This is a genomic window from Vibrio sp. OPT41 (genome assembly GCF_015163595.1).
Classification (GTDB): Bacteria; Pseudomonadota; Gammaproteobacteria; order Enterobacterales; family Vibrionaceae; genus Vibrio; species Vibrio alginolyticus.
Map to the genome: position 1 here is coordinate 280,934 of NZ_JADDYH010000014.1, position 25,130 is coordinate 306,063.

General features: G+C 42.3%; 26 protein-coding genes and 1 pseudogene. 18 read left to right on the top strand and 9 right to left on the bottom strand.

The features are described 5' to 3' along the window. The first annotated feature begins 72 nt into the window (after positions 1–72). Positions 73–246 carry a ribosome modulation factor gene (rmf, locus tag IQP38_RS04900; RefSeq protein ID WP_005377453.1) on the top strand — a complete coding sequence of 58 codons (174 nt, stop codon included), beginning with the start codon at positions 73–75 and terminating at the stop codon, positions 244–246. A 141-nt stretch (positions 247–387) separates the two neighbouring features. On the opposite strand, the gene fabA is transcribed toward rmf, so the two are convergent. Together fabA and IQP38_RS04910 are read right to left on the bottom strand one after the other, a co-directional pair. Beyond that, on the bottom strand, positions 388–906 hold the full coding sequence (fabA, locus tag IQP38_RS04905) for a bifunctional 3-hydroxydecanoyl-ACP dehydratase/trans-2-decenoyl-ACP isomerase (protein WP_193837367.1): 519 nt from the start codon (positions 904–906) through the stop codon (positions 388–390). A gap of 70 nt (positions 907–976) precedes the next feature. Beyond that, on the bottom strand, positions 977–2,617 hold the full coding sequence (locus IQP38_RS04910; protein ID WP_193837368.1) for a S16 family serine protease: 1,641 nt from the start codon (positions 2,615–2,617) through the stop codon (positions 977–979). A 210-nt stretch (positions 2,618–2,827) separates the two neighbouring features. Here IQP38_RS04910 and matP point away from each other — a divergent pair, with 210 nt between their 5' ends. The 3 genes from matP (at position 2,828) to IQP38_RS04925 (ending at position 4,042) form a co-directional block, all read left to right on the top strand. Beyond that, positions 2,828–3,277 (top strand): macrodomain Ter protein MatP, encoded by a 450-nt coding sequence (matP, locus tag IQP38_RS04915; RefSeq protein WP_005396497.1) that lies wholly within the window; start codon positions 2,828–2,830, stop codon positions 3,275–3,277. A 15-nt stretch (positions 3,278–3,292) separates the two neighbouring features. Beyond that, on the top strand, positions 3,293–3,604 hold the full coding sequence (locus tag IQP38_RS04920) for a DUF3634 family protein (protein WP_017634286.1): 312 nt from the start codon (positions 3,293–3,295) through the stop codon (positions 3,602–3,604). Between the two features lie 114 nt (positions 3,605–3,718). Further along, the gene (locus IQP38_RS04925; RefSeq protein ID WP_017634287.1) at positions 3,719–4,042 is read left to right on the top strand and encodes a hypothetical protein; all 324 of its coding nucleotides are present in this window, start codon (positions 3,719–3,721) and stop codon (positions 4,040–4,042) included. A 614-nt stretch (positions 4,043–4,656) separates the two neighbouring features. Here the strand turns inward: IQP38_RS04925 and IQP38_RS04930 are convergent. The 3 genes and pseudogenes from IQP38_RS04930 to IQP38_RS04940 form a co-directional block, all read right to left on the bottom strand. Beyond that, positions 4,657–6,378: an ATP-binding protein gene (locus IQP38_RS04930; protein ID WP_017634894.1), complete on the bottom strand. Its 1,722-nt coding sequence runs from the start codon at positions 6,376–6,378 to the stop codon at positions 4,657–4,659. Continuing rightward, the gene (locus tag IQP38_RS04935) at positions 6,368–7,549 is read right to left on the bottom strand and encodes an FIST signal transduction protein (protein ID WP_017634895.1); all 1,182 of its coding nucleotides are present in this window, start codon (positions 7,547–7,549) and stop codon (positions 6,368–6,370) included. The genes IQP38_RS04930 and IQP38_RS04935 overlap by 11 nt, the downstream gene beginning before the upstream one ends. 113 nt (positions 7,550–7,662) lie before the next feature. Beyond that, positions 7,663–8,019, bottom strand: a pseudogene (locus tag IQP38_RS04940) (hypothetical protein). 257 nt (positions 8,020–8,276) lie between these two features. Between IQP38_RS04940 and ccoN the strand changes: the two are divergent. The 10 genes from ccoN (at position 8,277) to uspE (ending at position 17,278) form a co-directional block, all read left to right on the top strand. Then, a complete protein-coding gene (ccoN, locus tag IQP38_RS04945) occupies positions 8,277–9,704 on the top strand; it encodes a cytochrome-c oxidase, cbb3-type subunit I (RefSeq protein WP_005396488.1) in 1,428 nt (475 codons plus the stop codon). A gap of 12 nt (positions 9,705–9,716) precedes the next feature. Then, positions 9,717–10,337, top strand: a complete 621-nt coding sequence (gene ccoO / locus IQP38_RS04950; RefSeq protein ID WP_005377475.1) for a cytochrome-c oxidase, cbb3-type subunit II — start codon at positions 9,717–9,719, stop codon at positions 10,335–10,337. A 9-nt stretch (positions 10,338–10,346) separates the two neighbouring features. Beyond that, on the top strand, positions 10,347–10,520 hold the full coding sequence (locus tag IQP38_RS04955; RefSeq protein WP_005377485.1) for a cbb3-type cytochrome oxidase subunit 3: 174 nt from the start codon (positions 10,347–10,349) through the stop codon (positions 10,518–10,520). Beyond that, complete coding sequence (gene ccoP, locus IQP38_RS04960) at positions 10,520–11,494, top strand: cytochrome-c oxidase, cbb3-type subunit III (RefSeq protein ID WP_017634897.1); 975 nt, start codon at positions 10,520–10,522, stop codon at positions 11,492–11,494. The genes IQP38_RS04955 and ccoP overlap by 1 nt, the downstream gene beginning before the upstream one ends. 105 nt (positions 11,495–11,599) lie before the next feature. Continuing rightward, a complete protein-coding gene (locus IQP38_RS04965) occupies positions 11,600–12,076 on the top strand; it encodes a FixH family protein (RefSeq protein ID WP_005377489.1) in 477 nt (158 codons plus the stop codon). Between the two features lie 4 nt (positions 12,077–12,080). Further along, positions 12,081–14,444, top strand: coding sequence for a heavy metal translocating P-type ATPase (locus IQP38_RS04970; protein ID WP_193837369.1), 2,364 nt, complete (start codon positions 12,081–12,083; stop codon positions 14,442–14,444). 15 nt (positions 14,445–14,459) lie between these two features. Next, positions 14,460–14,624, top strand: a complete 165-nt coding sequence (gene ccoS, locus IQP38_RS04975; protein WP_005377493.1) for a cbb3-type cytochrome oxidase assembly protein CcoS — start codon at positions 14,460–14,462, stop codon at positions 14,622–14,624. Between the two features lie 8 nt (positions 14,625–14,632). Next, complete coding sequence (locus IQP38_RS04980) at positions 14,633–15,313, top strand: sulfite exporter TauE/SafE family protein (protein WP_017634899.1); 681 nt, start codon at positions 14,633–14,635, stop codon at positions 15,311–15,313. Positions 15,314–15,403: 90 nt separating this feature from the next. Then, positions 15,404–16,150, top strand: a complete 747-nt coding sequence (locus IQP38_RS04985) for an FNR family transcription factor (protein WP_005377497.1) — start codon at positions 15,404–15,406, stop codon at positions 16,148–16,150. A gap of 180 nt (positions 16,151–16,330) precedes the next feature. Further along, positions 16,331–17,278: a universal stress protein UspE gene (uspE, locus tag IQP38_RS04990; protein WP_005377500.1), complete on the top strand. Its 948-nt coding sequence runs from the start codon at positions 16,331–16,333 to the stop codon at positions 17,276–17,278. 140 nt (positions 17,279–17,418) lie between these two features. On the opposite strand, the gene ttcA is transcribed toward uspE, so the two are convergent. From ttcA to IQP38_RS05010, 4 genes are all read right to left on the bottom strand, one after another. After that, positions 17,419–18,312 carry a tRNA 2-thiocytidine(32) synthetase TtcA gene (gene ttcA, locus IQP38_RS04995; protein WP_005377502.1) on the bottom strand — a complete coding sequence of 298 codons (894 nt, stop codon included), beginning with the start codon at positions 18,310–18,312 and terminating at the stop codon, positions 17,419–17,421. A 198-nt stretch (positions 18,313–18,510) separates the two neighbouring features. Then, a complete protein-coding gene (locus IQP38_RS05000; protein ID WP_042522976.1) occupies positions 18,511–19,173 on the bottom strand; it encodes a DUF2987 domain-containing protein in 663 nt (220 codons plus the stop codon). A 13-nt stretch (positions 19,174–19,186) separates the two neighbouring features. After that, positions 19,187–20,023 carry a glucosaminidase domain-containing protein gene (locus IQP38_RS05005; protein WP_017634900.1) on the bottom strand — a complete coding sequence of 279 codons (837 nt, stop codon included), beginning with the start codon at positions 20,021–20,023 and terminating at the stop codon, positions 19,187–19,189. Continuing rightward, entirely contained in the window at positions 20,016–20,813 is a 798-nt protein-coding gene (locus tag IQP38_RS05010; protein ID WP_005389175.1) for a hypothetical protein, read from the bottom strand. Before IQP38_RS05010 ends, IQP38_RS05005 begins: the two co-directional genes overlap by 8 nt. Before the next feature lie 400 nt (positions 20,814–21,213). On the opposite strand from IQP38_RS05010, the gene potA reads away from it, so the two are divergent. The 4 genes from potA to IQP38_RS05030 all read left to right on the top strand — a co-directional run bounded on the left by potA (position 21,214) and on the right by IQP38_RS05030 (position 25,074). Beyond that, a complete protein-coding gene (gene potA, locus IQP38_RS05015) occupies positions 21,214–22,329 on the top strand; it encodes a spermidine/putrescine ABC transporter ATP-binding protein PotA (RefSeq protein ID WP_017634901.1) in 1,116 nt (371 codons plus the stop codon). Next, positions 22,310–23,170 (top strand): spermidine/putrescine ABC transporter permease PotB, encoded by an 861-nt coding sequence (gene potB, locus IQP38_RS05020; RefSeq protein ID WP_005377512.1) that lies wholly within the window; start codon positions 22,310–22,312, stop codon positions 23,168–23,170. The genes potA and potB overlap by 20 nt, the downstream gene beginning before the upstream one ends. Further along, on the top strand, positions 23,170–23,940 hold the full coding sequence (gene potC, locus IQP38_RS05025; protein ID WP_005389180.1) for a spermidine/putrescine ABC transporter permease PotC: 771 nt from the start codon (positions 23,170–23,172) through the stop codon (positions 23,938–23,940). The genes potB and potC overlap by 1 nt, the downstream gene beginning before the upstream one ends. Positions 23,941–24,042: 102 nt before the next feature. Continuing rightward, entirely contained in the window at positions 24,043–25,074 is a 1,032-nt protein-coding gene (locus tag IQP38_RS05030) for an extracellular solute-binding protein (RefSeq protein WP_017634902.1), read from the top strand. Positions 25,075–25,130 lie beyond the last annotated feature (56 nt).

Here is a 25,130-nt window from a genome sequence, read left to right on the forward strand (position 1 = left end):
TCATAAAAACTCCATCAAAGTTTCACAATAACAGCTGTACGTTAGTAAATGGACCTGTATGAGGAATTAACTATGAAGAGACAAAAGCGTGATCGCCTAGAACGAGCTCAATCTCAAGGCTACAAAGCTGGATTGAATGGAAGGTCTCAAGAGGCTTGCCCATATCAACAAGTTGATGCTCGGTCGTATTGGTTAGGTGGTTGGCGTGATGCCAGAGATGAAAGACAATCTGGTCTCTACAAATAAACTCTCCACATACAAAAAAGAAGGATTCGAAAGGGCTCTACGGAGCCTTTTCTACATTATAGGTACATAGGGAAGTAGGTTAACACTCGATAACAAAAAGGCTCCTAAATAGGAGCCTTAATAAATCAATTAAAACCGTGATTAGAAGCTTGAAGTGTCTTGGAACAAGCCAACTTTCAAATCTTTTGCTACGTAGATTTCTTTGCCGTCTACACATACATGACCGTCAGCCAAACCCATCACAAGTTTACGGTTTACAACGCGTTTCATGTGGATTTCGTACGTCACTTTTTTCGCTGTTGGCAAGATCTGACCTGTAAACTTCACTTCGCCAACACCCAGAGCACGACCTTTTCCTTTGCCACCAACCCAGCCAAGGAAGAAACCAACAAGTTGCCACATCGCATCAAGGCCAAGACAACCCGGCATTACAGGGTCGCCAGGGAAGTGGCAGTCAAAGAACCACAAATCTGGAGTAATATCCAATTCCGCCAAGATCAAACCTTTACCAAAATCGCCTTCAGTCTCAGACATTTTAGTAACACGATCCATCATTAACATGTTTGGCGCAGGAAGCTGAGGGTAACCAGGCCCAAACAGTTCGCCTTGACTAGAAGCAAGTAGATCGTCACGGTTATAAGAATCACGTTTGTTTTGCATTATCAATTACTCCAATTTTTGATAGCTGCATCTTAGTGAACACGTGTACGCTAAACAACTCCGATCAGTACTAGACAAACCAGTTTTTGATGCGCTGCACAATTCCTTCTGGATGCTCATGTCTTTCAAAGTTTTCAATACGTTCCGCTATTTTGCCAATAATGCTATCGTCTTCACCTCTAAAAGGTTTATTCATTACAATCGGAATAGCTTCATCTACGGTAGAAACGGACCAAATATGGAAATCACCATTTTTAATGCTTTCTATTACATCTTTATGTAATGCAAGGTGTTTAAGGTTTGATTTTGGCATCACAACACCTTGATTTCCTGTAAAACCTTGATGTTTACAAACCTGATAAAAACCTTCAATTTTTTCGTTCAAGCCACCGACGGCTTGCACTCGACCAAACTGATCAACAGCCCCTGTAACCGCAACTTGTTGATTAATTGGAGATTCAGATAAAGCACTCACCAAGCAACAAAGTTCTGCAAGAGATGCGCTGTCACCATCAACTTCACTATAAGACTGTTCAAATACGATGGAGGCAGAGTAAGGCAGTGGTTCATCCAGTTTCAGAGCAGAGCTCAAGAAAGCTTGCATAATCATCATGCCTTTTGCATGTAGATTGCCTCCAAGTTCAGCTTTGCGCTCAACATCGGAAACATCGCCATCACCAAAATGAATTACACAAGATATTCGTGCAGGCTCACCATAGCTGACAGGGTGCCCAGCCATATCAATAACGGTTAGGCCATTGATTTGACCAACTTGTTCCCCAGTTGTCTCAATGATGACTTGTCCATCTAAAATATCGTACACGGCACGCTGAGGAAGGTAAGATTCTCGGTAATACTTGTCGTCAATCGCTTTATCTAACGACTTGTAATCTAATGCGTGACCATCACTGAACTGGCTGGCAAGCGTTAGAAGTTGAGAGTGCCACATTACTCCTAAAGGCAGATAATGTTGATCTTCAGTAAATCTCATACCGGCTAGCAACAATCTTCTAAAACCACATTCAGTTAAGTGAGGCAGCTGATATTGAGAACATATCCAGTTCACTAAACCAAAGTAATCTGTCAAATTCTGCTCTGACAGATGAATATCTTCTTCAACTTCCGTATACATGGCAAAGCCAGAACAGAAGTCGTCATCGATGTATTCTAGCTCTGCTAACTGACTTCTTTCTCCTGTTACAATCAGTTTTACATCATAAGCTTTAGCTTGCGGTACTGAAGTAGGTAAACGAGTAGGGCTTAGGTTCAGTGGCTCGATAAGGTTTTGTTGAATTGCAGACTTTATATTTGGCCAAAGTCCTAGGTTAGCCAAAATTAGATTAGCCGGTACAATTAAGTAACCGCTATCTGCCTGTGAAATTAAGCCAGGTTGGAAGGCAATATCACCACTTAAATCGACACTGTAACGGTCAAATAAGCGTTTGGCATCAAGTGATTCCGACAAAACAATCGCAGCGTTAGACTGGCTCTGAAGAGCTTTACTGATGAACTCTCTATAGACAGAATTATCTACGCAGTTAATGAGTAGTACTCGCGTCAATCCAGAAATTTTTGAAAAACGAGATATCGTTGCCGACATTCTCGGTTGGAGCTCAGTAAAAGACTTCTTTGGTAACGAAGGTGCAGACTTTAAAAGTGCTTCGTACTGCTCAAGTGAAGGTGTTACGTCTTGCCAATTAAGTTGGTTCATTAAAATTCATCGTAATTCAATCTTGCCGACATTATAACGAAACGGACTATAACACCCTAGCACCAATTTGGTTTGCTCACGGCATTCAACTCTCAATGAACAATACTTAGACAAATGAGTGATCAACATCGATACTTCTAAGAGTTTTATTTGCCCAAGTAAACCATCTGGGTTACACTGTCACTAGGTTATGTTTATGGGTCGGAACAAATGAAATATCAGCAGCTTGAGAATCTAGAATGTGGGTGGAAATGGAAGTATCTCATCAAAAAATGGAAAGATGGTGAAGCGATTACCCGACATATTGATACAAGCGAAGCAGATGCAGCGGTCGCAGAACTAAAACGCCTTGAACACGAGCCTACACTTGTCTTGGCTTGGATAGAAAACCACATGTCAGAAGAGTTAGATAATAAACTCAAGCAGGCTATCCGAGCGAAACGGAAACGTCACTTCAATGCAGAGCAAGTCCATACAAAGAAGAAATCCATTGATTTAGATTACCGAGTTTGGGAAAAGCTTTCTAGTAGAGCGAATGAACTTGGTTGTACGTTATCTGACGCAATTGAATATTTGCTTTCCGAAGCGTCGAGAAGTGAAAAAGCGAGTCAAAAAGTTACCTCAATTAAAGAGGATTTGAGTAAATTGCTATCTAGCTAGGATAGGGAGTGCCAAATGTTATATGTAATCTTAATTGCAGCCATCGTGATCTTTTGGTTGATCGCAGTCGATAGGCCGGTGTTAAAAGTAAAGTTCGATAATGGCCATATTAGTAACGTAAAAGGGCATCTACCTCCTTCTTTCAAACACAACTTACAGGATATTAGTGAGCATAACCCGTTTACTGGTGAAATGAAGGTGTATAGCCAACGGACAGGAATGCGCTTAAGCTTTTCCAAAAGCGTTCCCAAAAAAGTTCAACAGAGGATTCGTAACGTTTTTCCGCATCAGGGCTTCAAAGCAAACAAAGGCAAGAAGCGCGCTTAATTACATATCAGTTACTTCATCATGTTAAATGGGACGCAATGTGGCGTCCCATTTTCGTATCTACAGAAAAATTACTTATCATCGAACAATCAACAACATAAACGGACCAAAACGATGAGATACGTTGTAACTTTAATGATACTGATCTTTGCAAGTACTTCAGTTTTTGCTGACGATTCAGAAACGAACCTGTTGGCTAAAAAGATTAAGACTAAGCTTCAAAAGAAAGTAGACAATAAGTTTGATGACTATCAAGGTTATTGTGACGTCATGATAGAAATGGAGCACAAAAGTAAAAACGCAGTAATAAAAAGAGTAACGAGTAGTGGTGACCAAAAAGTGTGTAGGTACGTTAAGTCCAACTTGAAGAAAGGAAAACGCTATCGTTACAAATACCCCGAAAAGTACATTCGCCTCCATATAACCACAGGCTTATAAATGTTTCAGAACGCCTTGATTAAGAGCGAGTGAACTGAGTTCGTGTAGAGCGTTTAGCTGATTTTTGCTGTTGTACGAGACGAGCATGAAAGGCTTTTTGCTCAGCAGCGCGTTTGAGTTCGTTAAAGTAGTTATGACATTGAATGGCGAACTCAGTGAGTTGGCCGTCACCATCATAGATATATTGATTCTCAGGTGTTTAAGGAAGAACACACCAGTAAAGTAAGTCGAGGACTAAGCGCGCATCAATTTTCAATAAGAGATTTGATTTGCTTCGTAAGCATAACCACAAACCAAACTAGCGATTGCAAGTCCACAGGAACCTCGGTTAAAGCCTCAAAAGCAAACAATGTTGTTAATCTTAGGAGGACATTTTAAAGTAGCTAAAACCGGACATTATTGCTTTGAGACCCCACCCCTTGGTACGCATTATGTATATTATGTTAAATTGTATATTGCTGTACGCTAAATGTTGTCTGAGTATGCTCCTATTCCCTTGCAGATTTTAAATTTAAGGGCTTTAGCATTAAACATAATGGTTATTTACCATAAAATACTTAATATAGATCTTAATAATCTATCGATTGTTAAGATCTATATTAACGCCTTTTTACTTATTGAAATGACCGTATAGCTTCAAATATATCTTGTCTTCTAACAGGCTTGGAAATGAATCCGTCCATCCCGGCATCCAGGCATTTATCTCTATCGCTTTCTAGCGCATGTGCAGTTAACGCTATAATTGGAGTCTTGAGGCCTTTATCTCGAATAAGTCTTGTTGCGGTAATTCCATCCATCACTGGCATCGAGACATCCATGAGAATCAAATCGATTAAATCCTCATTCTCCTCTAAAAATGTTAATGCCTCTGCTCCATGGCTTGCGATATGAACATTATGGCCAAGCTTATTTAAGATAAGCTTTATTACGAACTGATTCGACTCGGTATCTTCTACGACGAGAAGTTCCATTGCTTTTGTCGGTTGATTGGTTTCGATTCTAACTGGACGATTTTGATTGCAACGAGTCAAAACTGGAATCGAAATCGTAAAGGTTGAACCAACATGCTCATCACTTTTAACGGCAATCTTGCCACGCATCATTTCAACTAAATGCTTGGTTATTGCGAGCCCCAGTCCTGTACCACCGAAGCGTCTCGTGATGGAACGGTCTCCTTGATGAAATGCCGTAAACAAGTGCTCTTGCTTTGCTTTAGATATACCAATTCCAGTGTCAGATATTGAGATCACAAGTTCAGCATCTTGCTCAGATACAGAAACTTTTACTTCACCTTCGTCTGTAAACTTTATTGCATTCCCTATTAGATTAAACAGAATTTGAGATAACCGCGTGGAGTCAATCCAAAATTGTTTGTCATTAGTGACAGTACAGTTGAGCTTGAATTTAAGATTTTTCTTCTTAGCGATTTGTTTTTGCTGAGAAATAACAAAAGTGACAGTGTCTCTTAAGTTAATCCATTGTTCATTGAGCTGAAAGCGACCTGACTCGATTTTAGAAAGATCAAGAATGTCACTGATTATCGCGAGAAGTAACTCTGCAGAGCACTCCATTTGGCTCAAAGCATCAATTTGTTCTTCTGACAAGGTTGATTGCTTCAGTATATCTAGCACTCCAAGAACGGAATTTAAAGGGGTTCTTATTTCATGGCTCATCATCGCTAAGAACTCCGACTTAGAGCGGTTCGCAAGCTCTGCTTCTTCTCTTGCTTTAGCGAGCTGAGTTGTTCTTACCTCAACGATACGTTGTAACTTCTCTTTGGTCTCGATATCAATGACCGCCCTTTCAATTAAGGGACGAAACCGCCTCAAGGTTTCCTTATTCTCTATGCTAAAGTGCCCTTTCTGAGCTCCAATAAGTAGGATTACGGTTTGCGTTACTTCTGAACGTATACCAGTTAAAACGACCGAGTTTACATGGCTTTTTATAAAGCTGTTTAAGTTAACAAACTCAGCGAGTTTATCTGGCTCGAACAGTAGAATGCATTCACCATTGAGAGCTCTTTGATAGGTGTTACCGTGTAACCAGGATACATTGTCAAATACGCTATTAGTTGATATCAATGTCCTGAAGGGATATCGCTCACCATCGCGAGTCAGTACAATAAAATCATCGAAGTTGATGTACTTTTTGAGGACATTGTTTAATCCCGTAAATATCTCATGCCGATTCTTTGCCTCACTCATCGCAGATATCGCGGAAAGAATGGCCTTGTTTTCATCGGCGAGTAGTCGTTCTCTTTGTCTAGCCTGCTTTAGCTCAACTAACGCTTCTTGAAGCGCTTCCTGTTGATATATGTCTAAGTATTTATCTTTCATAAGGTTTATGGAATATAGCCGATGAGATCATCAGGTTTCCATGTCCATTCTCACCACCAATAAATCTACCTTGCTCGCCGAAAGTAAAAGGGCAAATAAAAGGCAAATGTTCTAGTTCTTGGTTAATTTGTTCACAAACGCTATTCATGTCTTGCATTAAGTGCAACATGGGACCTGCGCAAAAGATATTTATCACTCCAATTTTTCGAGACTCTTCTAATTTTTGGTTAAAAGCGGCATTGACGACTTTTGCAGCGCGCGCAACGAGATGCTCACGACTTCCTTTCATTAATGTGAGCTCGTCACCCTCTTCTATTCGTGTAAACAACTCGATTCCACCATCTGGCGTCTCACGGATCGGATGGGATAACTTGTAATATGGGCGATCATAGAGATGACCTGCGATCCGCCCTAATGGATAAGCACTCGAGTTTGTAAACAGCATATTATCTTTACCTACTTGGTTATCCTGGTGATTTGTCCACCTTCTATAAACATTGAGCGCAGGTTCATTATCAATTTCAAGTAAGCATCTATCGTTGGTCTTGGTTGCAACACCTTTGATATTAGTTGGTGTATGCCCAGCGCTAAAAGCGATATCAACAGGTTGAGAGGAGTAAAAGAGAGTTAAGCTTAAACCTGAAGTTTGAGAGCCTTGGGCGGTTATCACAGACCATTTCCCAGCGATGTTATTATCAGCGGCCGAACCACCAATAATTGGAATTAGAGTTCCAAATCTTTCATCTATAGACGCAATGATTGATTCCTCTTGCCCTGGTGTAGCATGAAGTAGAATTAAGTTTGGTACCTCTCCTACACGGTTTGCGTTCTCAAGGGCCATATCCAAAGCCTTGGTGACGCTGTCACCTGAGTTGTGATTAGAAATACCAGTACCATAAGCATGAGGACCTGTATCATAAACAGCAAGTGCCGCAATTACTGGTCCTGTATGAAAGCCCTGATCTGTCATTACGGCTTGACATGAACTGGCGCCATGAAAAGGCACACCAGGAAAATGCGCAAGAAACGCTTCTCGAATCAACTCGAAATTGTATTCTTCCGTGTAGTAACACATCACGTAAGACAAGTTCTGTTGTGTCAATTCGGACCTGAGCGTTTTTATCGCTGAGTCTTCATCTTTAATATGAGTAAAAACTGATTGGCAATGCATACGATTTTATAATTGGATATCACTCTGCTGTTATACCATTCCAACCAATTTTCTCTAGGTAAGAAGGTGTTAATTTCATTAATAAGTTACGATTATCTCGTGATAGATCGTATTTATAATTGAACTACAACAATGTTTTCACCTTTTTTAAAGGTGATTTTTTTCGATTCAGGCATGATGTCTCATTCTACTGACTTATGCTTTTCGTTGAGATTGATAAAATTACCAGATTGATTTAGATCAATTTTTAGAGTGCTACTTTCTGTCGTTTCGAGCGAAATTCCCATTGAGTCACTATTAATCGTGATTATTTCTCCTTCAATTGTTACATCGCATCGTTCTTTTTGTGAACAGTCAACGCTATTAACACTCTCGTGTGTAAAGGTACGCCAGAAAAATGCGCCTATTAAAACACTGAGCATGATTAAGATTTGTGCAAGTCGCGCCTTTGTTAACTTTTGTGCAGGCATAATTACTAATATCCTTGTTACAAACTTCAAACTTTTTAAATAAAAAATGATTTCCAGAGGTCCAGTAAGGTTACTACCCTGTCATTGAATTGTTAATTCAAGTATAGTGTCACGCTGAAAATGCCACTTTTTATTAAAGTCAGCAATGGAAATAAGGTGATGATAACACTTGAATTCTAGAGTTTACTTGGGTGGTGTTACGACGCAAGTCGTGTTGGAAGTAAAAGTGTAGTTAATTAGAAATTGGAAGCATGCAAATGAGCCAAGTAAAGCAGCTTGAACAAAACTACAACTATACAGTCGTTCGCCAATTTACCCTTGTGACCATTTTATGGGGCATAGTTGGTATGGCTGTTGGTGTTTTGATTGCCGCTCAATTAGTTTGGCCACAGCTAAACTTTGATACGCCGTGGTTGACGTACAGTCGCTTACGTCCACTGCATACTAATGCGGTAATTTTTGCGTTTGGTACCAGTGCTCTGTTCGCAACGTCTTATTATGTTGTACAGCGCACATGTCAAACACGTCTTTTTGGTGGCCCACTCGTTGCCTTCACCTTTTGGGGTTGGCAAGCAATCATCCTGGCAGCAGCCATTACTTTGCCTCTCGGTTTAACATCGGGTAAAGAGTATGCTGAGCTAGAATGGCCTATTGATATCGCAATTGCGCTAGTATGGGTATCATATGCGGTGGTGTTCTTCGGCACACTAGTGAAGCGAAACACGTCACATATTTATGTGGCAAACTGGTTCTTCGGTGCCTTTATTATCACAGTAGCAGTACTTCACATCGTGAACAGCATGGCTATTCCTGTGTCACTTGGTAAATCTTACTCGATTTACTCGGGCGCAGTGGATGCGATGGTTCAGTGGTGGTATGGACACAATGCGGTAGGTTTCCTACTGACCGCTGGTTTCCTAGGTATGATGTACTACTTCGTTCCTAAACAAGCTGAACGTCCTGTTTATTCTTACCGTCTATCTATCGTTCACTTCTGGGCACTTATTTCTCTATATATTTGGGCAGGCCCTCACCACCTTCATTATACAGCGCTACCAGACTGGACTCAGTCTCTAGGTATGGTTATGTCGCTGGTTCTATTTGCTCCTTCTTGGGGTGGTATGATCAACGGTATTATGACGTTATCTGGTGCATGGCATAAGCTTCGTTATGACCCTATCCTACGTTTCCTAATCGTTTCACTGTCGTTCTACGGTATGTCTACCTTTGAAGGCCCGATGATGTCGATTAAGACGGTTAACGCACTTTCTCACTACACAGACTGGACCATTGGTCACGTTCACTCTGGTGCGTTAGGTTGGGTTGCGATGGTTTCTATCGGCTCTGTATATCACTTGGTACCTCGCCTATTTGGCCAAGAGCGTATGTACTCTGTTGGTCTAGTTAATGTGCATTTCTGGCTAGCAACAATCGGTACCGTTCTTTACATCGTTGCGATGTGGATCTCTGGTGTAATGCAAGGTCTTATGTGGCGCGCGGTTAACTCTGACGGTACGCTAACTTACAGCTTTGTTGAGTCTGTAGAAGCGTCTTATCCGTTCTACTTTGTACGTTTCCTAGGCGGATTTATCTTCCTATCTGGTATGTTCCTAATGGCATACAACACGTACAAAACGGTAAGTGCACCTAAAGAAAGCCTAAAAGCTATCCCACATCCGGCATAAGGAGATTTAAGAATGAGTAATAATTCTAATAATCGCCATGAAATCTTAGAACGTAATGTCGGTTTGTTGGCTATTTTTATCGTGTTTGCTATCAGTTGGGGTGCTCTTGTAGAGATCACTCCTCTGATTTTCCAAAAGCAAACGACTGAACCTGTAGAAAATCTGCGCGCTTACACTCCTTTGGAGATGGAAGGCCGTGATATCTACATCCGTGAAGGTTGTAACGTCTGTCACAGCCAGATGGTTCGTCCTTTCCGCTCAGAGACTGAACGTTACGGTCACTACTCTGTTGCTGGTGAGAGTGTTTGGGAACACCCATTCCTTTGGGGCTCTAAGCGTACAGGCCCGGATTTAGCTCGTGTTGGTGGTCGTTATTCTGACGAATGGCACCGTGTTCACCTGTTAGATCCTCGTGAGCTTGTACCTGAGTCAAACATGCCAGGTTTCCCGTGGCTAGCTGAAAACGTTTTAGACGGTAAGCTAACTCAGAAGAAACTTGAGCTATTTCGTGATCAGTTCGGCGTTCCATACACTGATGAAGAGATCGCGAATTCGGCTAAAGAAGTAGAAGGTAAAACAGAGATGGATGCAATCATCGCTTACCTTCAGTCTCTTGGTCATGCAATGAAGTAAGGGGATCATATGGATTTCGGTACAATTCATAGTATTTATACCGTTGTACTCTTCGCTAGTTTTATTGGCATCGTATGGTGGGCATTTAGTAAAAAGCGTAAAGCACGCTTTGAAGAAGATGCCAACTTGGTGTTTGCTGACGAAGAACAAAAGACCCCTAATAACCAAGGAGTGAAGAAGTAATGACTACATTCTGGAGTCTCTGGATTATCGTGATTACTGTCGGTACGCTAGTAGGCTGTGCGATTCTCCTGACTTGGTGCGCTAAAGATAAAATGGGCGTCGAGGAAGGGGAAGACATGGGCCACGAGTACGATGGTATTCGCGAGCTAAACAACCCTCTACCAAAGTGGTGGACTTACCTGTTTGTAAGCACATTTGTGTTCGCAGCAGTTTACCTTGCCCTATTCCCAGGTCTAGGTAGCTTCAAGGGCTTTTTAAACTGGCAGAGTTCGGCTCAAACCGTTCGCTCACTAGAAGAGTCAAAAGAAGCCATCGCTGCAGCACAAGAGAACAAGCAACTAAACCAATATGCAAAAGAACTGGATGATGCCGACGCTTACTTCGGCGAAGCATTCCGTAAACTTGCGCACAATGACAGTGGTCTACGCCCAATTCCTGAAATTGCGCAAGATCCTGAAGCATTAAAAGTTGGTCAGCGTTTGTTTTTGCAAAACTGTTCTCAATGCCATGGCTCTGATGCACGTGGTCAGAAAGGCTTCCCTAACCTGACTGATGATGCATGGCTATATGGTGGCGAGCCATCAGCGATCGTTACAACCATCATGCACGGCCGTATTGGTCAAATGCCAGCATGGAAAGATGCCCTTGGTGAGCAAGGTGTTCAAGAAGTTGTAAGTTACACACTTAGTCTATCTGGTCGTAAAGTAAATGCTCGTGAAGCCGCGGCAGGTAAAGCACGCTTCGTAGTGTGTGCTGCTTGTCATGGTACGGATGGTAAGGGTAACCCTGCAGTCGGTGCGCCTGACCTTACAGACCAAGACTGGTTATTTGGTGACTCTCGTGCAGCTGTAACAGAAACCGTAATGAACGGACGCTCAGGCGTAATGCCTGCGTGGAAAGACATTTTGGGTGAAGATAAAGTTCAGCTCGTTGCCTCATATGTCTGGAGTTTAAGTAACTCAGAGAGTAAGTAACTGAGATATTACGTAACATAGCAATAACAGCCCCTTTCATAGGGGCTGTCTTTCCTTTAAATTTAACGCCTTACATTTTTTCATTTAGCTGTTGAGAACTTTTTTATGGTAAAGCCTTGGTATAAACAATTTTGGCCGTGGTTCCTAATCATCCTTCCTCTTACTGTCGTAGTTTGGACTGTGATTACTGTGGTCGTTTTCTCGAACAACTCTGTTTCTTTAGTCGCCGAGGATTACTATAAAAAAGGCAAAGGCATTAATATCGACATTAGTAAAATGAATGTCGCTCGTGACCTAGGTCTTAACGCTGAGATTTCCTCTGAAAATAACAATGTTGTGATTGTTTTCGCTAAAGGGAAGCTACCTCATTACCCTGCTCTAACGGCCACTTTCACTCATCGTACTCTTCCTGATCGTGACTTCACAAAGCTTGTAACAGCGGATGCATCTGGTAATTACCGACTAAAAGCTGAGGAATCTATTCAAGGACCATGGTTTGTTGAACTACAACCACACGACAAGCAATGGATGATCCAAGGTAAAGTTGAGTTTCCTGCCTCTTCAACACCGTTAATGAAGTAAGCATATGTGTAAATCCTGTTATCACTGCGGTGAAGATGTACCAGCCAACACGGATTTCAAAGTAGAAATATTGGGTGAAATTCGCGACATGTGTTGTCCGGGCTGCGAAACTGTGGCGCAGACTATTGTCGATAGTGGTCTTGTATCATATTACCAATACCGCACTGCGCCTGCAGAAAAGGCAGATCTAGTACCAGAGCAACTCCAAGCTTTAATTCATTATGACAATGCGGATGTACAATCTGAATTCGTACGAAATCGCGAAAATGTTTCTGAAGTAACCCTTTCTTTGGAAGGCGTTTCATGTGCCGCTTGTGCGTGGTTAATCGAAAAGCAAGTTTCTAATACGGCCGGGTTGGTATCTATCCGTGTTAATACAACCACCAATCGAGCGTTACTAGCCTGGGATAAAACTCAGGTACGGTTAAGCGAGCTCCTTTCCGTTATTCATAAACTTGGTTACAAAGCTGCACCTTTTGAAGCAGATAAGCAAGAAGCCTCTTACCATCGAATGATGAAGCAATATCTATATCGGCTAGGTATTGCAGGTTTAGCAACCATGCAGATCATGATGCTCGCCGTTGCACTGTATCTCGAAGTCTTTGGTGATTTAGAGCCAGAGTTTAAAAGTTACTTTCGTTGGGTAAGTTTGATTTTTGCTACTCCTGTTTTGCTTTATTCCGCTCTTCCATTTTACTTAAACGCATGGCGCAGTATCAAAGGCCGAACCCTTGGTATGGATGTCCCGGTTTCTATTGCGTTGATCTTTGCCTATGTTGCAAGTTTAGTTGCAACAGTAACTGAACAAGGCGAAGTCTTCTTTGAATCTATCTCGATGTTTACCTTCTTTTTGTTAGTAGGTCGATTCTTAGAGATGCGCGCTCGTCGCAAAGCTGCTGCAGCGAGTGGTAACCTTCTTAAGTTGATTCCGGCAATTGCTACAACGCTGGACGGTGATCAGATACCCGTGAAGACGCTAAAAGTTGGCGTTCGTATTCGCGTTCTACCTGGTGAACATATCCCCGCTGACGGTAAAGTTATTTCAGGCCGTATTCATATTGATGAATCCATGCTAACGGGTGAGTCAGTGCATGTTGTGAAACGAGAAGGCGATATTGTTTATGCGGGAACGCTAAACGGAGACGAATCATTTGAACTTGAGGTAGTAAGCTCAAAGGCCGATTCAATGATTTCTAACATCGTGCGTTTACAAGATGAAGCTCAACACTCCAAACCTAAAATTGCGGAAATTGCAGACATTGTCGCCCGTTACTTTGTTGGTGTGATTCTTATTATCTCTGCTGGTACTTGGTTTTACTGGCATCAAACAAAATCAGATGATGCGTTTTGGATCATGCTGTCTGTGCTAGTCGCTACGTGTCCATGTGCGCTATCTCTGGCCACACCGACCGCACTCACTTGTGCTACCTCTAGAATGGGTAATTTTGGCATTTTACTACGTAAAGGCCATGTGTTTGAGACACTATGTAAGATCAACCACTTAGTTGTAGATAAAACAGGCACTCTAACGAAAGGTGATATTGAGATCTGTGAAACAAAGATACTTAGTGATCTCCCACAGAAAGATTGTCTATCACTAGCTGCAGCTTTAGAGGCTCATGCAAACCACCCTATCGCTCGTTCTTTTGCAACTTACACCAATGATGACTTTATCGTGTCTGACGTGCAAAACGTGATTGGTTCAGGGATTGAGGGTATGTGGAATGGCAAAATCGTTAAGATAGGTAGTGCTGCTTTTGTTCAAGGCAAAGAAAGTGGTGAAAGCCAGGCGGTCTATCTGTCGGTTGATGGCAAGCATGTCGCTAGCTTTTACTACCGCGACCCTATCCGAAAAGAAAGCAAAGCCTTTATTCAACGTTTTGCTGACGCTGGAATTAAGACAACCCTGCTAACTGGTGATTCTCTCTCAAACGCCCAACCAGTGGCGAATGAAATTGGTATCGATCACATCGTCGCGTCAGCAAAGCCAGAAGATAAGCTTGCATACCTTAAGAGCTTGGACGAAAACAGTATCACTATGATGGTTGGTGATGGAATCAATGACGCGCCGACTCTCGCCGGAGCTCACCTTTCTGTCGCAATGGGCGGTGGTACAGATGTCGCTAAAGCTTCTGCAGATATGACGTTACTTGGGGATAATCTCGAAAAGCTACTAGAAGCACGTTTGCTTGCACTGCGTACAAGAAAGATTATTCGAGAAAACTTGGCTTGGTCTTTGGGTTACAACCTGTTAATTTTGCCTTTGGCGGTCGCAGGTTTAGTGGCTCCCTACATTGCAGTAGTTGGCATGTCTGCAAGCTCAATTATCGTTGTATCTAACTCTTTGCGCCTGCTCAAAGAGAAATAAGTAGAGAAAGCAAACATGGAAAGTCTTTATATATTGATTCCCATCGCTATCGTTCTCGTTTGTGTTGCTGTCGCCGTTTTTCTTTGGGCGGTAAGAAGCGATCAGTTTGAAGATCTTGAACGGCAAGGGCACAACATTCTTCTCGACGAAGAAGACCAATCTAATAGTGATAAAAAGTAGCGACCTTTATGACTCCTGATTTTATCGGTGCGTTGATGATCGGCTTAGTAGGAGCCGGTCATTGTATGGGTATGTGTGGTGGTATCGCGTCTCTACTTACCATGGGCTCTTCTGCTAAAAATAAAACTACCCCTCTTATCCCCCTCTTCTACAACCTCGGACGATTGATCAGTTATACCTTAATAGGTGCATTAGTGGGTGGTGCTATATCAGGTTTATCTGAGCTTAGTGGGTTAACGCACTCTCTTGCTTGGTTAAGGCTGATTGCTGCGTTATTCATGATCCTGGTCGCGCTGTATATTGCTAAATGGTGGCAAGGCTTACTTTTAATAGAAAAGCTAGGGCAGTATATCTGGCGCTTTATCTCGCCGGCAGGGAAGAATCTGTTGCCACTAAAGCATCCTCTTCACGCGTTGCCATTTGGCTTTATTTGGGGTTGGTTACCATGTGGCTTAGTTTATTCAGCGCTTACTTGGTCGGCGGTTTCTGGTAGTGCGATGAACGGCGGCCTAATTATGCTTGCGTTTGGGCTCGGAACGCTACCTGCAATGCTTATTATTGGATACGGTGCCAATCATTTTCAGAAATTACAAAAATCATTAATATTTAGAAATATTTCAGCATTAATCCTTATTGGCTATGGTACGTATACCGCTGTAGGAGCCTTAGCGTTACTCGGTTTCATATAACGTTAAACTCTATTGAGGTGACATTTTTGCTACCCTTTAGGATTAAGCGATGCTAAAATATTGATGTATATCAAATAGTGAAAGGTTGTTATGATTTCTGAAAAACCTGCAACAAAGCGTATCCAATCAGGCGGTTGCGCCATTCATTGCCAAGATTGTAGCATTAGTCAACTGTGTATCCCGTTCACTCTAAATGAGGCAGAACTTGATCAGCTTGACCAAATCATCGAACGTAAGAAGCCTATTCAAAAAGGACAAGAGCTTTTTAAGGCCGGTGATGAGCTAAAATCGCTATACGCTATCCGCTCTGGTACCATCAAGAGCTATACGATCACAGAGCAAGGTGATGAGCAAATCACAGCGTTTCACTTAGCTGGAGACTTAGTCGGTTTCGATGCTATCACTGGTGACTCCCACCCTAGCTTTGCTCAAGCACTCGAAACGTCGATGGTATGTGAAATCCCATACGAAATTTTAGACGATCTATCGGGTAAAATGCCTAAGCTTCGCCAGCAAATCATGCGTTTGATGAGTAACGAAATTAAAGGTGATCAGGAAATGATTTTGCTTCTTTCTAAAAAGAACGCAGAAGAGCGACTAGCTGCTTTCCTTTACAACCTATCAACGCGTTTTTCTCAGCGTGGCTTCAGCCCTAGAGAGTTTCGTTTAACTATGACTCGTGGTGATATTGGCAACTACCTTGGTCTTACAGTCGAAACGATCAGTCGTTTGTTAGGTCGTTTCCAGAAATCTGAGATCCTAAGCGTAAAAGGTAAATATATCACTATCTTAGACCACGATGCATTGATGGAACTTGCTGGTGTAACTAAAGAATAATACACCCTAATTATTGATGTAGCTCAAAAATGAGCTACATCATATTTCTCATAAATTCCTTTCGAAAGTCCTCAAAAAGTTCTCCAAACTAAGCTACAGTAAAAATGTACGGTGAGTACTCCAAAATACTGATTTAATTTACATTCAGTATCTGGTTTTGCAATAGAAGTGGGCTTAGTTATGAGTATATACAGTAAGATCCTTGTTGTAGCTGACATCAATAATGATGAGCAGCCCGCACTTGCAAGAGCTGTTCAATTAGCTCAGAAAAGTGTATCTAGAAGCCGAATCACTTTCTTTTTATCCATTTACGATTTCTCGTATGACATGACGTCAATGCTATCAGTGGATGAAAGAGATGCTATGCGTCGAGGTGTCATTCATCAGCGTGAGCAGTGGATGCGTAAAATTGCTCAACCATACCTAAACGATGGCTTCGACTTTGATGTTTGTGTTGTCTGGCACAACCGCCCTTATGAGGCGATTATTGCTGAAGTCTATGCAGGCAATCATGACCTAGTCATCAAAGGCACACGTAAGCATGATGTTTTAGAGTCTGTCATTTTCACACCGACAGATTGGCACTTGTTGCGAAAATGCCCTATTCCAGTGCTTCTTATTAAGAATGCTGCTTGGCCGGAACAAGCAAGTATCCTTGCCTCAGTACATGTGGGCTCAGAAAACCCGACTCATATTGATCTCAACGATACGATGGTCGAGCGATTAAAAGAAATCACCACTCGGCTTGAGGCCAAGCCATATCTTGTTAACGCCTACCCCGTTACACCGGCGAACATTACGATTGAACTTCCTGAATTTGACCCAACGACTTATACCGATGCAGTGCGAGGTCATCATTTAACGGCTATGAAAGCACTACGCCAAAAACATGGTCTTGATGAAGAACAAACGATAGTTGAGCAAGGTTTACCTGAAGATGTCATTCCGGCAGCTGCAGAGCGCTTGAACGCAGCAATGGTTATTTTAGGTACCACAGGGCGAACAGGGCTTTCTGCTGTCTTTATTGGTAATACAGCGGAGCACGTAATTGATAAAATAAATTGCGACGTGTTGGCTCTAAAACCAAAAGGCTACATTAGCCCTCTCGACCCAAATACAGCAACCTAATCTCTCTTTAGTATTGCTATGTATTGAGCGCTTTCAAATAAGCGCTAATAAATCCCCCGAATACAGGGGGATTTTTGTTTGGGAACAGTTAAAGCGTTGGGTACAAAAAAGGAGGTCTAATTGACCTCCTTTTTTACGAGTTAGATGTTCGTAACATCGATGAACATCGATTCATCAATATTCGTCGAAGAAACGACAGCCTCATTAAATTCATACTCTTCGCGGTTACCTTCACGATCTAGCGGTAAGTTAACAAAGTCGAACAATTCGCGGTCTGCTAGTTGGCTTGGGCTTACGTTTTGAATTGATTTAAAAATTGCTTCCACACGCCCTGGCGTCTTCTTATCCCATTCAATCAACATTGCTTTTATAGATTGACGCTGAAGGTTCTCTTGAGAGCCACAAAGGTTACACGGAATTATTGGGAAATCCTTGTGCTCAGCGTATTTGATCAAATCTTTTTCACGACAGTAAGTCAATGGACGAATGACCACGTTACGGCCATCATCAGAGCGTAGCTTTGGTGGCATCGCTTTAAGGCGAGAGCCGTGGAACATATTCAAGAACATTGTTTCGACGATGTCATCCATGTGATGACCTAGCGCAAGCTTAGTTGCACCAATCTTCTCTGCAAATGAATACAGCGTACCACGTCGCAGGCGTGAACACAGACCACAAGTGGTTTTGCCTTCTGGTACCTTCTCTTTTACGACGGAATACGTGTCCTTATCGACGATATAGTAAGGGATATTCAGTGTTTCGAAATACTCTGGCAGAATGTGCTCAGGGAAGCCCGGTTGTTTTTGGTCTAGGTTTACCGCAACCACTTCAAATTTGATCGGTGCGGCTTTTTGAAGATTCAGCAGGATATCAAGCATCGCGAATGAATCTTTACCACCGCTAATACATGCCATTACAACATCGCCTTCTTCGATCATGTTGTAATCAGTAATGGCATTTCCAACATGTCTTCTTAGGCGTTTCTGAAGCTTGTTGAATTCTAGGGTTTCTTTTCTTGTATCTATTTGGTTCATTGCGGGCTCTCACATCGCCGATAAATCGACTAGGACTTCCTAACATGGGTTTCTTTGGGGCGTGGATTATACGAGCTTTTTACGCAGGATTAAATGCTTGTCTTATTGAGTCTTTAAGAAAAGAGTGTGAAAGATACTTTAGTTACGGTCAAAATTAAAAAAGAGCTGCGATTGCAGCCCTTTCTAAACGTTCAGTGTTCATTTCTTTGCGTTAGGTAGATAAGGTAACACTCGCATCGTCGGTTCTGGTAGTGTCATTGTGCCACCTTGCCCTATTTCACTTAGTGCGACTTGTATCTTGCCATTGACAATTGGCTTTTCGGTTCCGTTTGAGAAAATCACTTTATCATTCAGTTGATTTGCAAACTCCATCGTCACACCTTGAACTTCCGGTGTAAACCAACCCGCAAACATACCGCCTAAATCTTCCAGCATCGTCTGCATTTGAGGTAGAAGAGGCTTAAGTTGCTCGTAAGAAACGTTACCCTGTAATGGTTCTTTGGTCATCACGACAAGTGAGTAATCGCAACGTGTATCTTTTGGGGTATCGATAAAAACCAACGGATTCGCTGACTTTAAGTTTTTATCAACAGGTAAAGGCAACTCTTGTGAAGCAGGGATAACAAACTCTTCATAGTGCTCTTCTTTTTCCATCCAAGCTTTTTCTATCGTACAAATTTGTTTAGTTTTTGCGTCCACAAAAAAGACACCAACTTTCACATCGTCATGCCCTTCTTTATTGTTGTTTTTTAGTTGAGTGTATAACTTTGAGTACGTGAACATGTACTCTTGAGCTTGGGTTATCGGCGATACAAGAATTAGCGCCGCACTTCCCAATAGACTTAGGCTTAACTTTTTCATTTTATCCGTTATTTTATTGCGTCCAGTAGGCGTTGTTATGACGAATCATAGCGCGAAGATCGTGTACATAGGCGATGCCACGTTCAGAATAGGCTAGCAACCCATGCGTTAACTCTGACGCGGTTGCAACCGTTAACAAGCCCTTGTTCTTTTCAGCCAGAGATGTTCTGATTTCACGCAGGTCTGCATACGCTGGGTTTCGATTAACATTCATAAAGTAGCCATGAACAGACTGTTGTACAGAATCGAATTTTTCAACTTCATGAACTTTGTTAGCGCCACGTTGCGCTGGAACAATTCCACAGCCCTTTTTATAACACCATTGGCCGAACAAGTTGTTTGCTTGAGTAGCAAAACGAGAAGTGCCCCACGCAGATTCATTTGCCGCTTGAGTTAGAACCAAGGCTTCAGGTAAGACGTTCACTCGCACAAGCATCTCGTCTAGCCATGCTTGATCAATCTTATCGTTACTCAAGGGCAACGAATACAGAGATGATAACCGCTGAGCATACTCTTGTTGTTCTTGCGTCACTTGTCCCACCTTTAAAGAGGTAAGAAAGGCACGCTCATGACGAATTCGTTGATTCTCAAGAGCAATTTTAGGCCTTAAAAAATCAAAAAAAGCAGCTTTTTTCTCTTTCGTATCTTTTATTGAATTGAAGTCTGGGATATCACCGATGTATGGCAAGTGTGATAAATCGACATGCTTAATCTTGCCAGAGAGTACGTCAGGATTTTCCACATATTTAAACTGTTTCTCGTAGTGTAAATATGGGCCTATAGAAATAAAAGTGGCGGCTATACAGGTTGCCGCCACTCGTAAACTTATTGATTTCAAAGAATTAGGCATCAAACACCTGTGAGTTACCATCGTGATCATTATCGTTTTTCTGTGTTGTAACGATCTTAAGCTTAATTCCAAACATTTCGCGGTAGAGTATGCCTTTCAAATGGAAGAAGAATGGCAGCACAAAAATCAAGCCAATACCGTAGAACATTGCTGCAATAATAAACATTAACATCACGCCTAAGTAAAGCCCCGCGACCACAAAAATCTTCTTGTTGATTGCGCGAAGTGATAACAGCAACGCTTGCATTGGTGGCACCCTTTTCTCACAAATCAACAAAATAGAGTGACTAAATGCCAAGGAAAGATACAGCGACAGTAAAGGAAAAATCATACCAACCACACCTTGTAGCATTAAGCTCATGAGCGTTGCTAGAATAACAGGAATGGTGAACTGCAACCCCTTTCCAACATGGCGCAACTTAGTCTTCAGGCCGGCGACATGGCTCATAGCCATCAAGCTGATCCCCGCATAAATTGGTGCGCTAATCACCTCATAACTGAAATTCGCGACATAAATAGAAGACACAATATCGTTTGTGAACGACTCTGGGTTCTCAAATGCATCAAGAATAACGCTCAAATCGCCCAACTGCAGTTTTAATGCAATATAGAAAATACCTAACTGGACAAAAAGCAATACAATAATGGCAGGAGAAAATGATAAAAAGTGCTGGATGGTTGCTCGCCAAGCTTCGTTAAAAACCGCGCCAGCTTTAAGCTCGTAGTTGCCAGACAAAGCTCGCTCTACACTCCCCCCAAGATTGAAATCTTTCTCAAAATCGTCGTTCATAGTTTATCCAAGACTAACTTGTAAAATTTTGACTGGAATTCCAGTCAATTAATGTAATCGTCATTATAAAGAAATCTTTCCACATCTAACATCACAACTCACCTACAATCCTTGCAATCTCAACTGTATGGTTGATAATTAACCACTTTCAAGGTCATGAAATTGAAACAATTGTTGAACAAAGTTTAGTGCTATCAAACTGTGTCTAGATGCCAATTAATCTCATAAAAACAGTATGGTAAGGAATGATGGCTTTTTCCTGCAAAATTATTTCTGTTTCAAGATAAGAAAATGCTTTAATTTCACACTTTTGGTGATTATGATGCGCGCCTCAAAAGTGAATGGTTAGTGTCACATCAGCTGGGATAATCCCGGCTTGAACGTGGGGGAAATACAGACGTTGAACGCAAAACCGCAAGCAGGAAAGCCAGTTATTCGTTTATCTGGTATTAGTAAAAGTTTCGATGGTAAGGAAATCATCGGTAATTTAAATCTGGATGTTAATCATGGTGAATTTCTGACGATTCTCGGGCCTTCTGGTTGTGGTAAGACAACAGTTTTACGCATGATTGCAGGTTTTGAAACGGCAGATAACGGTCAAATTATTTTGGATGACCAGGATGTAACACAGGTTCCTGCAGAGCAAAGGCACGTCAACACGGTATTTCAAAGTTACGCATTGTTTCCACACATGACCGTATATGAGAATGTCGCTTTTGGTCTTCGTATGCAGAAAACGCCTACTGCGGACATTGAACCACGAGTAATGGAAGCGCTACGCATGGTGCGCCTAGAAAAAATGGCTCAGCGTAAGCCTCATCAGCTTTCTGGCGGTCAGCAACAACGTATCGCCATTGCGCGTGCGGTTGTTAACAAACCAAAAGTACTGCTGCTAGATGAATCTCTATCTGCACTTGATTACAAACTGCGTAAGCAAATGCAAATCGAGCTTAAACAGCTTCAGCGTCAACTTGGTATTACCTTTATCTTCGTTACGCACGATCAGGAAGAGGCCCTATCGATGTCTGACCGCATTATTGTTATGCGCGACGGTGTTATCGAGCAGGATGGTTCTCCACGTGAGATTTACGAAGAGCCGAAGAACCTATTTGTTGCTCGCTTTATCGGTGAGATCAACGTATTCAACGCAACCATGCTAGAGCGTATCGACGAGAAACGTATCCGTGCAGAAATCGAAGGTGTCGAGTCTGTTGTTTACTACGATCAGGAAGCGCAAGCAGGTGAAAAACTGCAAGTACTACTTCGCCCAGAAGACTTACGTATCGAAGAGATCAAAGAGTCTGAAGAAAAAGGCATCGTAGGTCACGTAACAGAGCGTACCTATAAAGGTATGACGCTTGATTCCGTTATCCAATTGGATTCAGGCATGCGTGTAATGGTTAGCGAATTCTTTAACGAAGATGATCCTGATGTGGACCACTCACTTGGCCAGAAAGTCGCTATCACTTGGGTTGAGAGTTGGGAGGTAGTCCTCAATGATAAGCAAGAAGATTAATCTTCAAAACGCGATCATTACCTTAATCGTCGGTTGGTTAACACTTTTCGTGTTGGTACCAAATGTGATGATTATCGGTACGAGTTTCTTAACGCGTGATGAAGCAAACTTAATCGAAATGACATTTACTTTCGACAACTACTTACGTCTACTCGACCCCTTGTATGCGAAAGTGCTGATGCACTCGTTCTACATGGCGATTGTGGCGACGTTGTTGTGTTTAGTAATTGGTTACCCATTTGCTTACATCATAGCGAAAATGCCAGAGAAATGGCGCCCATTCATGTTGTTCTTAGTTATCGTACCTTTTTGGACAAACTCTCTTATCCGTACTTACGGCCTGAAGATTGTTCTGGGTACACAAGGTATTTTGAACAAATCATTAATGGCGATGGAAATCATCGATAAGCCATTACGTATTATGTACACCGAAACAGCAGTAATGATTGGTCTTGTGTACATCCTGCTTCCATTTATGATTCTGCCGCTTTACTCGGCAATCGAGAAGTTGGACAACACTTATATCGAGGCGGCGAAAGATCTTGGTGCGAACAAGTTCCAAACCATTACGAAAGTGATTCTACCTCTTACAATGCCTGGCATTATCGGTGGTTGTTTGTTGGTTCTGCTACCAGCACTAGGTATGTTCTACATCTCTGACCTTCTTGGTGGTGCGAAGAACCTACTGATTGGTAACGTTATTAAGAGCCAAGTATTGAACGCTCGTGACTGGCCATTTGGTGCTGCGACCAGTATCGCCCTCACCTTCGCAATGGCTGTGATGCTTTACGCTTACTACAGAGCAGGCAAACTATTGAATAAGAAAGTGGAGCTAGACTAATGGGACGCACAGTTAGATTTAGCTTTATGGCGCTGGTGTATGCATTTTTGTATCTGCCAATCATCGTCTTAATTGTTAACTCATTTAATGCCAACAAATTTGGTATGAAATGGGGTGGTTTCACCACGAAATGGTACGAAACCTTAGTAAATAACGACAGCCTAATGCAAGCTGCATGGCATTCATTGAACGTAGCGGTATTCTCAGCGACAGCAGCAACCATCATTGGTAGCTTAACGGCCGTTGCCCTATTCCGTTACTCGTTCAAAGGTAAAGGTGCGGTAAACGGCATGCTGTTTGTCGTGATGATGTCTCCAGATATTGTTATGGCGATTTCATTGCTTGCTCTGTTCCTAGTATTAGGCGCGCAGCTTGGCTTCTTTACTCTATTGATTGCTCACATCACCTTCTGTCTACCATTCGTTGTGGTAACAGTGTACAGCCGCTTAAATGGCTTTGATGTGAAAATGTTGGAAGCTGCAAAAGACCTTGGTGCAAGCGAATGGGTAATCTTGAAACAGATCATCCTTCCTCTTGCTAAACCAGCGGTTGCTGCAGGTTGGCTACTGAGCTTTACCCTGTCTTTGGACGATGTGATCATCAGCTCGTTTGTAACGGGTCCAACATACGAAATCTTACCATTGAAGATTTACTCCATGGTTAAGGTGGGCATTTCACCGGAAGTGAACGCCCTAGCAACGGTGATGTTGATTGTTTCTTTGGTCTTGGTAGTAATTTCTCAGTTGCTAGCAAGAGAAAAAGTGAAGTAGAATCCGCACCTGTTAACATCACGAAACAGAATGGTTACATGCCATTCTGTTTTTCTATCTATCGTCCAAAATTGGACAACGTTTGGTTTGGAGCTAACGTCAATGAAAAAATGGGCTACTCTATTAGCTGGTAGTGCATGTGCGCTTTCTCTGTTCTCTGGTACAGCGACAGCGGATGATAAAGAACTAGTATTTATGAACTGGGGTCCTTACATCAACAGTAATATCCTAGAGCAATTTACTAAAGAAACTGGCATCAAAGTGATCTACTCGACTTACGAGTCGAACGAAACTTTGTATGCAAAGCTAAAAACCCATAACCAAGGTTATGACCTGGTAGTACCTTCAACGTACTTCGTGGCGAAGATGCGTGACGAAGGCATGCTACAAAAGATCGATAAGACTAAGCTGAAAAACTTCGGCAACCTAGATAAAAACTACCTAGACAAGCCTTACGATCCAAGTAACGACTACTCTATCCCACACGTTGTTGCGATTACAGGCCTAGCGGTTAACGCAGATATGTACGATCCAAACGACTTCCAAAGCTGGGCTGACCTATGGAAGCCTGAGCTTGAAGGTCAAGTAATGTTGATGGACGACACTCGTGAAGTGTTCCATATCGCTCTGCGTAAACTTGGCTACTCAGGTAACTCAAAAGACCCTAAGCAAATCGATGAAGCGTACGCTGAGCTACAAAAGTTGATGCCTAACGTTTTAGTTTTCAACTCTGACAACCCTGGCGCACCTTACATGTCTGGTGAAGTGGGCGTTGGTATGCTTTGGAACGGTAGCGCCGCAGCGGCACAAAGTGAAGGCCTGAACCTTAAACTCGTTTTTCCTAAAGAAGGCGGTATCGGCTGGGTTGATAACTTCGCTATCTCTTCCGGTGCGAAGAACGTAGAAGCCGCTCACAAGATGATTGACTTCCTACTGCGCCCAGAAATCGCAGAGCAAATCTCTCGTGATACTGGCTACCTAACGGCGGTGGAAGAATCGAATGCTAAGTTTAAAGACGTTGCCCCACTGTTCCCTTCTCAAGAAGACCTTGACCGCGTTGAATGGCAAGATGCGGTTGGTGATCTAACCGTTAAGTACGAAGATTATTTCCTCAAGCTGAAAGCGGGACAATAATCTAGCTTGTGTAACAAGTCATCAACCATAGGAAAATAGGCAGCAATACGCTGCCT